This is a genomic window from uncultured Nostoc sp. (assembly GCF_964245445.1).
Classification (GTDB): Bacteria; Cyanobacteriota; Cyanobacteriia; order Cyanobacteriales; family Nostocaceae; genus Nostoc.
On the sequence record NZ_CAXTNE010000261.1, the window covers coordinates 1 to 11231 of the forward strand.

Sequence of the window (11231 nt, forward strand, 5' to 3'; positions counted from 1 at the left end):
CCTCCTTGTTGAGAAGTAGATTACCATACTTTTTTATTAGTGGGATAGTTTCATGTGTCATATGATATACACAGCAAAAATAAATGTGGTAGTGTGAACTAGTAAAATACGGTAAAAAAATAAAAATACCGTATTTAAGTTAATGACTTGTAGAAAAAGGCACTAGAAAAAGATTTATGCCACTTCAGTTTGGAATTTGGTCGCCGGTCTGTGGTGGATGGTTGCGAGTTGTCAACCATGAGACTAATTTATCTACCCAAGATTTGGTAAAGCTGGCAATTCAAGCAGACGAGCTAGGTTATCACTGGCAATGAGTGCTTTTGCGATCGTTTGCGAACATACTGCTCAAGCACAAGCTAGATTAGAAGCAATTTATCGTTCTGCCGATTGGCAGCAAATCGAGTATTTTCAAGAGCAAATTGATCCTAACGTAGTTGCCCATAACAAACTAGATATTAGTCAAACCATTGAAGCCAATCTAGGTTTATCTGCTCAACTTGTTGGCGATCGCGATACTATTATTCAACGCCTGAAAGAATACGAAGCTGTTGGCGTTGACTTAAGGTCAAGTCGGGACGATTCAGATAGCCGCGTGTTACCCCAGCACCACCGATGTACATTTCACCTCCAACACCAATCGGTACTGGCTGCAAATGCTGATCTAGTAGATATACCTGCAAGTCGGGAATCGGACCGCCAATGACACTGGCCGTAACATTCAAATCGGCTTTGCTCAATGGGCGATAGGTAACGTGTACGGTAGTTTTTGTAATCCCGTACATATTCACTAACTGGGGTGAGGAGTCGCCGTGTCGCTCAAACCAAGGTTGCAAACTCGACAGTTCTAAGGCTTGTCCACCGAAAATTACTAAGCGTAAGTTCAAATCGCCAGCAGTTGTAATTGACTGTTCGGCTTGAATTAATTGACGGAAGGCTGAAGGTGTCTGGTTGAGAACTGTGACTTGTTCTTGACACAATAACTGGTAGAACGATTCAGGCGATCGCGTCACTAAATACGGAACTACTACCAATCGTCCACCATACAGCAATGCACCCCATTGTTATATTCGAGTACACTCCATAAGCATTGACTGACACTATTCCATTATCGATTTTTCCCACACTCCCTAAATACTGTCTGGCACTTGCCGCAGTCTTTTTACCTTTTTTCCTATCTCCTGTTTCATCTATGACTAATGTAATTGCCCTACCATCTAATTGTTTCTTCAACTTATTTAATCTTCGTTGTTTTAACTTATTTACTGACCAATCTGAATTTGCTAAGAAATGGTGTAATGACTGTGCCGAATTTATACTCACTACCTTCGCTATCTCAGGTAATGATTTTCTTTTTATCGTTGATATTATCCCCAGATGTAAATATTTAAAGCACTTATAATTCCTGACTTCTTTAAATAAGTCTTTATACTCTGCACAATATTCATCTACAATCGCAACTGTTGGGTGGGCATCTCGTGCCAAATGTTTCAGGATTTTTAATTCTACATCCATTGCCCTGCTTATCTGAAGAGAGTTTTTTATTTTAATCCTTTGATTCAGAATACTCGGAAAGTGACAGAACAGGGATAAGCACCACCTGCCTTGAGAATACCCAGTATTCCCACAATCATTAAGAGTGAGCGTTCCACACAAATACCCACCAGCGCATCAGCTTTCACTCCCAATGAATGCAAGTAATGTGCTAATTGATTAACTTAGGTGTTCAACTGTTGATAAGTCAGTGCAACTGGTTAGCGCGACAATTTAACTGGTGGTAAATCAGTTGCTCATTTCCAAATACCACTGCTACTGAATGAGGGGTACGCTTTACCTGCTCCTCAAACAACTAATGAATACACTTATCTTGAGGATAATCTACAAAAGTATCGTTCCACTCCACCAGTAACTGCTGTTGCTCAACTTCCGTCAGCAAAGGTAGTTGCTAAATCTGCTCCTGTGGATTAGCAACAATACCTTCAAGCAAGGTCACAAAATGCCCTGCCATACGCGTGATTGTAGCAGCTTCAAACAAGTCAGTATTGTATCGTCACAAATTTATTAAATATTGTACTAAGAAGCTCATCCATCATTGAGCTATTACTCAAAGACAGCCACTCATTTTCTCAATTATTAATACTGCTTATACTTAGTTTTTAACCGGAAACTATTGAGAAATAATTCTTGTAACAGCAAATGTTAAATGCTAAGAATTCCTTAACGCTGCGTTAGCCCAGAAGCGCCCAAATTAATATTATTAATGTGCAAGATAATGCATTTATTTTGTAGTACAAATAATCGAGATAACCTTTAATGAGTAACTTATTGCCGGAGAATGATATGAACATTTTAGTAATTGGGGCAGGAGTCAGCGGTTTAACAACCGCTATATGTCTGAGAGAGGCAGGTTTTAATGTTGTGATTGTTGCAGATCGTTTTGCCCCAAATTTAACCTCTATTGTGGCAGGTGCGTTATGGGAATGGCCACCAGCAGTCTGTGGTCGTCATGGATCTCCTAGATCGCTGGAACGCTCTAAAGACTGGTGTATGACTACCTATAATAAATTCAAGAAAATACACACAGAGTTTGGTTCAGAAAAAACAGGGATTTATTTGAGGGATGGGTATTTCTATTTTAAGGATGTTTTGGAAAATCTACCTGCTGATCTAAGCAAAATGAATGAGTTGAAGGATAAAGTTGATGGATTTGAAAGAGGTTTACATATTGTCAAAAAAACGATTGATTTGAATTTTCAAGGAGGTATAAAAGATGCTTATAAACACATGGCTCCGATGACAAATACTGATGTTTACATGAATTGGCTACTTCAATATGTAAAGGATATTGGATGTGAGATTATCCAGGAGAAAATCACTGTCAATGTAGTTCAAAACGAACAGGAACTACTTAGCCGTTTTAATGCAAGGGCAATTGTTAATTGTGCTGGGCTAGGTTCAATAGCAACTACAGGGGATAGTTCCATGTATCCCGTGAGGGGCGCACTTGTCAGGGTTAAAAATCTAGGGAAAGTTGTGAAGGATGCTCATTGCATTTCCCATGAAGAATCTTCTTTAAATGAGCAAGACATCATTTTTATAGTTCCTAGAGGGGATGATTTGGTGGTCTTAGGAGGATTAACGCAGCAAGACCAATGGGGTACAGACTTATCTCTTGAGGTTCCAATTATTCGACAGATGTATGATGGTTGTTTAGAGTTTCTACCGGAATTAAAAGAACTCCCGCTAGATGAGAAGGAGCCTGTTAGGACTGGTTTACGACCATTAACATCGGAAAATGTTTGTGTGGAAAGAGTTTTAAACACACACATATTTTATAATTATGGACATGGAGGGTCAGGTGTAACGTTGTCATGGGGATGTTCACAAGAAATTGTCCAGTTAGTACAACAAATGCTCCGCGAGGAGGCAAATCCAGTTGCTTTGCATACAAATCCAGTTGCTTTGCATAGTAGTAAGATAGATAGCAATAAGCAGACTGTCTTTGTGCTACATGATATGCTTCTGAGCAAAACTGATTTTAGGCATATCTGCTCAGATAATATAAATCTAGTTTTACTCTGTAGTAGGCGAGGACTTAGTGAGGTTGTACCCTCTCAGTATCAGTACTTGTCTATTGTGCAGATTGTAGAACCTTATAATTTACAAAATCTGTTCCAAACCTATCAACAGATTAAGACTGACTATAAACTATTAGATGACAACTGCCGGATTGTCACCAACGATGAGTATTCAGTGCTGTTAACTGCACAGTTGCGTGAAGCTCTAAATCTGCCAGGCGATCGCCCAACGATGATCCACCAGTTTACTGATAAGAATTATCTCAAATCTGCCCTCAAAAATTCCCTTATTCGGATGCCCAAGTATCTGATTTTTGCTCAAGACCAATACCGTAAAGAGCCAGTTTCATACTTAAAGTTTGTTCTAGAAGAACTAGGTAATCACATTTTTATCAAACCAGTTATCGGAGTCGGAAGTGAAAAAACCAGAAGAATCTATACTGTTGATGATTTGAAAACTTGGTGTGAAAGCAATGTAGATTCAGATGAAGAATTTGAGTTGAATGAATTCATTAGAGGTCAGTTATACAATACAAGTATTGTCATAAAAAATGGTCAGCCTTGTTATTTCGCTGCTTGCAAGCACTATCGACCTAATGATGAGTTCATTTATGGTCATCAAATCGGCAATATTATTGTTAGAGAAGAAGAACCAGAATTTCAGAAACTCTGGCAATTTTCAAGTGATGTGTTAGAAAGTTTAGAACACGATTACCCTAAAAATGGTGTAGTCAATATTGATTTATTGCTACAAGAAGGTAGCGAAGAAGCGATTCTAATGGAAGTAGCTGCATGCCCCCCTGAAGCGCTTGTATCAAAAATGTTTTACATATATCAGGGGATATGTCTAAACGAGTTACATCTCCAATTACAGATTGGTGATTCGCCTGATATCATTCTCAAGGATAGAAATGAGTGGAAGTACAGTGCTTCCTCGATTCATCCAAAGCAAAATGGTGTTGTTACAGAAATTGAGAAGCCAGTTCTCGAAAGTGATGTGGAAGTTTATTGGCACATTTATTTGGGAGAGAGACTAGAAAAATCACAAAGTATGAGAGATGTTGCCATTGCTATTGTTTTGAGCCATCATGACTTTTCAACCCTTCAAGAGGAATATCAGGTAGTCAATTCTACCAATTTCTACAATACTAAGAAAGATTTTTTCTAGCAGCCCGAAAGAAACTGTTTTTACAGCAGTGTTTGAGTTAAGAACTGAAAAATTGCCGCCTAAATGAGTAAATTTCAGTGCATTCTGCGCTTCTCTAGCAAACCGAGGTGAACAAGGGAACAAACAACTCTCTTTTGCTTGACACTCTTCGAGAAGCGACGCAATCTGTTTTAGGCTTGGTGTCCTAAATGTATTTATGGATAGGACATTAAGCATTGTTGCATTACACTTCGATACATAGTTACAAACAGCACACTTGTGTACTGCTGGTCGCGGTTATGCAAGGATTTTGAGCAGCACTACCCAATATTCAGCACAAGTAACAGATCAAACTAAACAACCAGTAAGGATTTGTTTAACTCAAGCGCTGAATTTAGCTTACAGGATAGCGCCGAAAATGATGTTTATAGAAATGCGATCGCCCTACCTTCAAGGTTACTCAAGCAAGCTTCTCGGAAAAAATTGTCGAGTTCTGCGACTTGCAAGGCTTCCATTCGCTGACGTGCTTTATCTAAATCTGGTTTTCCTTGTGCTTTCTCTTGTAAAATCAACTCTACAGACTGCCGATAAAGAGGTTCTATGCGATCGCGAAAATTGAACTGCACGTCTCGATTAACTCCAACTAAATCACTGCGAAGAGACTGAAGAGTTGTTACAGCAGCATCATAAGCAGATATGGCGGCTGGGATATTTCCCTGTGCTTTGAGCAAACGTCCTAACTGCCACTCAAGGCGATAAGCTATATCTGAGGCATCAATTTTTTCAGCCATAAATAATGCTTGCTGCGTCAAATCCTGTGCTTCTTGCAATTGTTGGTTCTGCTCGTAACTTCTCCCAAGCTGCCCAGTGCATAAGATTGGGCATCTTCATCGCCGATTATTTTGGCTTGCTGAAAGCTACTTGCCAGAATCTCTGCAATGTCTTTTTTATTACTAATTGTGGTCAAAGTCTGAGCAAAATTTATCCGTGCATAAATACCAGCTTGATTGGTAGGCAGATTCGAGAATTGAGATTGAATTGTGGGTATTAATGACTTTACTTGAGTGATGCGTTCATTTTCGACAAGCAAACTTAGCTGATTAATCAGGGCTTGAACTTTGGCCGAAGTGAAGCAACTAAGTAGGTGGGTATAAATAAAAATAACTATGTAAATAAGACTAAAACGCCTAAAAGTCTCTTACCTTTGGCATAGCTGCCTTGTCTCAAGGATAAATATCGACGCATACCTACTTATCGCCTAACGATAAGATGATATCCTATATAGGGTAGCGACTAATAACCCCACTCAATTTCTGGACATTCCACCAGAACAGTAATCTGCTCAAAAAGGGTTGCCGTTTCATCAAGGTAAATTAGATAATCTTTTTTACAGCCTTATAAGGATGGAAGTCAAAATCGCTGAAGCCTAGATATAACAAGGGTTTTCAGACTATATTGCAGGTTTTAACACGTATCTCGGCTCAATACCTAAGAAGATTTTGTTCAAAGATGCTAGGCGATGCCTGCGGCGGTCACTGAGCGTAGCCGTACCACTTCGTGGAAGCAAGCTACGCGCAGCGTCTCGTAGAGAAGTGCGGGCTACGCCAACGCATTTATCAACTATGACACGGCTTTATTGAGTAGCAAGATTGATACGAAACCTTAAAATGCTTACGGTATCGTCAAATTCGTACACTAGACTAGAACTACAGGGTAACAATCAGAGGAATATTATGATGAGCGATCGCGATTACACATTAATTATTGACAAAAGCGGTAGTATGTCCACACCCGATCAAGTGGGTGGTAGAAGTAGATGGGAAATCGCCCAAGAGTCTACTCTCGCTTTGGCAAGAAAGGCCGAACAGTTTGACCCCGATGGCATTACGGTGTACTTATTTTCCGGTAGATTTAAACGCTATGATGATGTCACTTCTGCCAAAGTCGCACAAATATTTCTCGAAAATGACCCTTCTGGAACGACAAACTTAGCAGCTGTACTTCAGGATGCACTCAATAACTACTTTCAACGCAAAGCTGCCGGTAAAAGCAAGCCAAACGGAGAGACAATTTTAGTCATTACCGATGGTGAACCAGACGATCGCAAAGCTGTGTTTGAAGCGATCATTCATGCGACTCGCCAGATGGAACGTGATGAAGAATTAGGAATTTCGATCATTCAAGTGGGTTCAGATGCCCAAGCAACTAAGTTCCTCAAAGCTTTGGATGACCAGTTGCAAAGTGTCGGTGCTAAATTTGATATTTGTGACACAGTTACTTTAGACGACTTAGAAGAAATGAGCCTTGTAGATGTATTGACGAACGCAATAACTGACTGATGCGTCGCTCGCCCATAGTCAAGTAACCAATTTTAGATTTTAAATTTTAAATTTAAGGATTTAAAATTTAAATCTGGTTTCAGAGCGACTAGTACCGCAAGGCGGAAGTCAAAAATTAAAAGTATTATGGAATAAGCTCTTTATAAATTTTAAATGGTTACTCTATTTACGCCGTGGCGTACTAATTTCAACTATGAAAATTAAAATCTCAAATTTCTTTCCAATACCCTATTTTTAGGTTAACGGTTAATCTAAAATCCAAAATCCAAAATTGATTGACTCTTAATTGGAGAATTGAATCATGTTAGAAAATCGTGATTATACCTTGATTATCGACAAAAGTGGCAGCATGGCAACCAAAGATCAAAAGGGTGGTAGAACTAGATGGGTTGCAGCACAGGAATCTACTTTAGCTTTAGCTAGTAAGTGTGAGCAATTTGACCCAGACGGCATTACTATTTATGTATTTTCTGGTAGATTTAAGCGATACGAAAATGTGACATCCAGCAAAGTAGCGCAAATTTTTCAAGAAAATGACCCCTCTGGTACAACTGACTTAGCAGGTGTGTTAAAACATGCAACTGATGATTACCTTCAACGCAAAGCAGCCGGTCAAACCAAGCCAAATGGTGAAACAATTTTAGTGGTTACCGATGGTGAACCGGACGATCGCAAAGCAGTAATGAAGGTAATTATTGAAGCTTCTCGCCGCATCGATCGAGATGAAGAATTAGCTATTTCCTTTATTCAAGTCGGCACAGATCCCCAAGCTACCCGTTTTCTCAAAGTCTTAGACGATGAACTCCAAAGTGCTGGTGCTAAGTTTGATATCTGTGACACTATTACTATGGAAGATATGGAAGATTTGAGTCTATCGGAAGTGCTACTCAATGCCATTAATGACTAGTACGTTCGGCGTAAATCAGGCTACCATTTTAAAACTTGCAAAAGCCTTGATATACAAAATTTTTGACTTTTGACTTTTGACTTTTGACTTCCGCTTGCGGTGCTATACCATTTTTTATTAGGAATTGCCAAAATGGATTCCATTGATAAGCTATTGGCTGAACTCCAAACTGAATATAAAGAAGTACAACCACAACAGCAGCAGCCAAAATCAGCCACAGCCAAATCGTTTATTCCATCATCGCCAAAGTCGGCATCTTTCATGGATAACCTTTTGGCAGAGATTAAGGCTGATTTTGCCGAAGAGGATGCTGCTATTGAGTTAAAAAGACAGCAAGAACTAGAACAAGAACGAATTCGACAAGAACAACTTAAAGCCAAACAACAAGAGGCTTTGAAAGTGGAAGCAAAAGAATGGTTAGCCAAAGTAGATCCACTTTCTTCCGAAGGACTTTGGTTTGAGAGGTTTGCTGAAAGTTACCCCTCAAAATTAGAGGCAGCGATTGAATATTTAAGAAACAACGAATAAAATAATTCGTAATTCGGAGAAAACTGCTAGCTAAAATTATAAGTTAGCAATTGTTATTTATTACCTATGCTCAATATTGATGGTGATTTTTTAGAGCTAACCGTTGCACAGCCCATTCATGCATAGCATAGAGAATTGGTTGTAAAGTTTCTCCTAAAGGCGTCAGAGAATATTCCACCTTGGGCGGAATTTGGGGATAAACTTCTCGATGAATAATACCGTCTTCTTCCATTTCTCTGAGTTGCTGGGTAAGCATCTTTTGCGTAACTCCAGGCAAAGCCCGTTGCAACTCACCAAACCGTTTTACGCCAGTCATTAATTCTCTAATAATCAAAACTTTCCAGCGTCCGCCAATCACCTTTAAGGTAGTTTCTACTTCACAAGTCAGCCTGCGATTATTTTCTGCTTCAGCTTTCATAATTAGTTTTTAGGAAGAACCTTACTCAGGTTTGCTAGGTAGTACTGATACTTCCAAGTACGGGTACATCCACAACACTCCACAAGATTTAACTGTTCTATTTGATGGATTAAAGAAGAAGTCAGAATTCAGAATTCAGAATTCAGAATGCAATTAGTAGAGGATTCAGACCCCCACTTTCTTGTTAACCACTAAATCTTTGATTTAGTGGGGTAGTAAAAACGCCGCTTATTCATCCGCCAGTCGCACAGAATTAATTCTAAATTCTGACTTTTGACTTCTGAATTCTTCCTTGTTAAATTTTTTTGAAAATGTGAAAAGCTGAGATATATGAAAGATGAAGACTACCTCCAAAATCATCTTCTATTGTGTGCCTCAATCCTGCAAATAATGCTTTTTTGCTGTGTGAATCTAACTTTAAGTAAGGTGAGTAAGTGTTTAAAAGCATTAAATACTCATCAACATTATATGTTACTTCCGAGACAAATTGTCCCGATATTAAATTTTTAAATTTCCCGGAATCGATTGCCATCTCTCCTAACCCTCTCAATATCTCTTCTTGCGTTTCTCTGTTTTCATATCGATCGAGAGATGGAGCATATAGTTGATAGATTTGGGATAAGCGTTGATACACCTCATACGGGGGTTGAAGTTCCTTGTTCCATAGTAAAATTAGGTAGCCACTTTCTTGTAAGGCATTTGCTGCTTTTGGATATCCTATTTCTGGTGATATCCAATGAAAAGAACTCGCTGCTAAGACAGCATCAAATTCAGAAGTCTTTAGCGTCCACTCTTCAAAAGATGTATTCTGAATCTCTACATTGGGATACGGTTGACAATTCTGTTGAGCTAAGCGAAAAAAATCTGGGTTGGGTTCTAAGCAGATCATTGAGCAACCCAATTGAGCGAATGCTACCGTTGCAGTTGCAGGGCCACATCCCACTTCTAGAATTTTTGAGTCAGTAGAGAGTTGAGCAACTTCTATAACTTGGTGAATTAAATCCTTAGGATAGCGGGGTCGTGCCTTGTTGTAAGCCTCTGCTGCCGGAGAATACCAATTTTTGCGCTGTTCGAGTTCTCTACTAGAGTAGCTGATTATTGTTTGTTTTAGGTCTTCCATAATCTACTTGAAGATAGCACGTCATACCAATTCACGAAAACCTTGATACATATAGATTTATCGTAGGTGCATGGCATTGTTTCTATCAACATATTTGTATCATTATTAAAGCAGAATAAGTAGGTGTGCGTGAATATTTATCGTTAGGATGAGGCAGGAGGCAGGAGGCAGGAGGTAAGAGGGTTTAAGCCTATTTAATTTTTCTTAACATAGTTTTGTTTTTCCACACCGTTTTATTTAATATTAAGGAAAGAAGTATGGAATTAGCTTGAAAGGCAAGAGACAAACCTCGTGCCTTTCAAGCTAAATGTTGAAATTTCACAACTTTTTGAACATTAGATACTCAAGAATATCTATAATTACGTAGCTACCAACTCAGAATCGATTTCCGACGGCGCACTATCCTGGACTAGCGATCGCGTTTCACCATTACGCTGGAGGATACCGCCAACCATTGCCAACAGGGCGTTTACCTTGCGGGTTCGCCACATATCTACGAGTTTTTGCACTTCAGTCGCAGACATCCGTCGCATCATCGCTTCGTAGAGATAAGCAGCATGTCCAGTTTCATCTTGGGCAATACAAAGCATTCCTAACTTTAAGTTACGAGCGGTTGACTCGTTATCAGGTAATACTTTCGCCATTCGCGCAAAGTCTTTACTAGCATCTAACTCCAGAATGTATGTGCTAGCCATAAACACATCCCAGTCAATGACAGCCGGTTTTAGCTGTTCTTGGGTGTAACCTTCAAAGAATGCTGCGAAAAAGGGACTACGCTGTTGTGATTTTTTTGTGGATGTAGTTTGGGGTTGACCCTTGAAATTTATAACTTGTTTATTCAACTGTTGTAAGGCGTGGGCAAAAATTTTACCATGCCTAGTTTCATCTGATGCATGTTTTGCTAGTTTTTCGGCTAGCCATGTATCGCCTTCGGCAGCTGCGCGATCGCTAAGTGCAGATAAAAACGGCACAGAACCAGATTCGGCCAACTGAAACCCCGCAAGGATGTTAGGGCGGGTTTTAGAATCACGAATTTGAGCAGCAGAGTAATAGGCAAAAGCACCTGAACCAGCTAAATGCAGAACGTGAGTCAAGAAGTTCATCAGAAATTCCCGCCGACAATTGGAAGGTTACAATTCTTATACTAATCCGCATTTTCTATAGTGTGCCAGGAGGCAGGAGACAGGGGGCAGGGGG

At 39.6% G+C, this 11231-nt stretch carries 8 protein-coding genes and 4 pseudogenes; 5 read left to right on the forward strand and 7 right to left on the reverse strand.

What is annotated here, in order from left to right:
* Positions 1 to 176 precede the first annotated feature (176 nt).
* Positions 177 to 314, forward strand: a complete 138-nt coding sequence (locus ACFE90_RS30425) for a hypothetical protein (RefSeq protein WP_375506080.1) — start codon at positions 177 to 179, stop codon at positions 312 to 314.
* 249 nt (positions 315 to 563) lie between these two features.
* Here ACFE90_RS30425 and ACFE90_RS30430 read toward each other — a convergent pair.
* The 3 pseudogenes from ACFE90_RS30430 to ACFE90_RS30440 form a co-directional block, all read right to left on the reverse strand.
* A pseudogene (locus ACFE90_RS30430) lies at positions 564 to 1058 on the reverse strand (AMP-binding protein); the annotation flags it as partial.
* A gap of 1 nt (position 1059) precedes the next feature.
* A pseudogene (locus tag ACFE90_RS30435) lies at positions 1060 to 1512 on the reverse strand (transposase); the annotation flags it as partial.
* 74 nt (positions 1513 to 1586) lie between these two features.
* Positions 1587 to 2044 (reverse strand): annotated as a pseudogene (locus tag ACFE90_RS30440) (AMP-binding protein); the annotation flags it as partial.
* 293 nt (positions 2045 to 2337) lie between these two features.
* Here ACFE90_RS30440 and ACFE90_RS30445 point away from each other — a divergent pair.
* The gene (locus ACFE90_RS30445; RefSeq protein ID WP_375506081.1) at positions 2338 to 4743 is read left to right on the forward strand and encodes an FAD-dependent oxidoreductase; all 2406 of its coding nucleotides are present in this window, start codon (positions 2338 to 2340) and stop codon (positions 4741 to 4743) included.
* 434 nt (positions 4744 to 5177) lie between these two features.
* On the opposite strand, the pseudogene ACFE90_RS30450 reads toward ACFE90_RS30445, so the two are convergent.
* Positions 5178 to 5842, reverse strand: a pseudogene (locus ACFE90_RS30450) (hypothetical protein); the annotation flags it as partial.
* Between the two features lie 613 nt (positions 5843 to 6455).
* Between ACFE90_RS30450 and ACFE90_RS30455 the strand changes: the two are divergent.
* The 3 genes from ACFE90_RS30455 to ACFE90_RS30465 all read left to right on the forward strand — a co-directional run bounded on the left by ACFE90_RS30455 (position 6456) and on the right by ACFE90_RS30465 (position 8496).
* Positions 6456 to 7061, forward strand: coding sequence for a VWA domain-containing protein (locus tag ACFE90_RS30455; protein ID WP_375506082.1), 606 nt, complete (start codon positions 6456 to 6458; stop codon positions 7059 to 7061).
* Positions 7062 to 7362: 301 nt separating this feature from the next.
* Complete coding sequence (locus ACFE90_RS30460; RefSeq protein ID WP_375506083.1) at positions 7363 to 7968, forward strand: VWA domain-containing protein; 606 nt, start codon at positions 7363 to 7365, stop codon at positions 7966 to 7968.
* A 132-nt stretch (positions 7969 to 8100) separates the two neighbouring features.
* Entirely contained in the window at positions 8101 to 8496 is a 396-nt protein-coding gene (locus ACFE90_RS30465) for a salt stress protein, Slr1339 family (protein WP_375506084.1), read from the forward strand.
* 70 nt (positions 8497 to 8566) lie between these two features.
* On the opposite strand, the gene ACFE90_RS30470 is transcribed toward ACFE90_RS30465, so the two are convergent.
* The 3 genes from ACFE90_RS30470 to ACFE90_RS30480 all read right to left on the reverse strand — a co-directional run bounded on the left by ACFE90_RS30470 (position 8567) and on the right by ACFE90_RS30480 (position 11137).
* The gene (locus tag ACFE90_RS30470; RefSeq protein WP_109008692.1) at positions 8567 to 8914 is read right to left on the reverse strand and encodes a helix-turn-helix domain-containing protein; all 348 of its coding nucleotides are present in this window, start codon (positions 8912 to 8914) and stop codon (positions 8567 to 8569) included.
* A gap of 295 nt (positions 8915 to 9209) precedes the next feature.
* Complete coding sequence (locus ACFE90_RS30475) at positions 9210 to 10034, reverse strand: class I SAM-dependent methyltransferase (protein ID WP_375506085.1); 825 nt, start codon at positions 10032 to 10034, stop codon at positions 9210 to 9212.
* Positions 10035 to 10393: 359 nt separating this feature from the next.
* On the reverse strand, positions 10394 to 11137 hold the full coding sequence (locus tag ACFE90_RS30480) for a ferritin-like domain-containing protein (protein ID WP_375506086.1): 744 nt from the start codon (positions 11135 to 11137) through the stop codon (positions 10394 to 10396).
* Positions 11138 to 11231: the final 94 nt, after the last annotated feature.

What these genes read in the sequence shown, in the direction of transcription:
- ACFE90_RS30425 (WP_375506080.1), top strand. Translation starts at nt 177, where the DNA reads ATGCCACTTCAGTTTGGAATTTGGTCGCCGGTCTGTGGTGGATGGTTG.
- ACFE90_RS30465 (WP_375506084.1), top strand. Translation starts at nt 8,101, where the DNA reads ATGGATTCCATTGATAAGCTATTGGCTGAACTCCAAACTGAATATAAA.
- ACFE90_RS30480 (WP_375506086.1), bottom strand. Translation starts at nt 11,137, where the DNA reads ATGAACTTCTTGACTCACGTTCTGCATTTAGCTGGTTCAGGTGCTTTT.
- ACFE90_RS30460 (WP_375506083.1), top strand. Translation starts at nt 7,363, where the DNA reads ATGTTAGAAAATCGTGATTATACCTTGATTATCGACAAAAGTGGCAGC.
- ACFE90_RS30445 (WP_375506081.1), top strand. Translation starts at nt 2,338, where the DNA reads ATGAACATTTTAGTAATTGGGGCAGGAGTCAGCGGTTTAACAACCGCT.
- ACFE90_RS30475 (WP_375506085.1), bottom strand. Translation starts at nt 10,034, where the DNA reads ATGGAAGACCTAAAACAAACAATAATCAGCTACTCTAGTAGAGAACTC.
- ACFE90_RS30455 (WP_375506082.1), top strand. Translation starts at nt 6,456, where the DNA reads ATGATGAGCGATCGCGATTACACATTAATTATTGACAAAAGCGGTAGT.
- ACFE90_RS30470 (WP_109008692.1), bottom strand. Translation starts at nt 8,914, where the DNA reads ATGAAAGCTGAAGCAGAAAATAATCGCAGGCTGACTTGTGAAGTAGAA.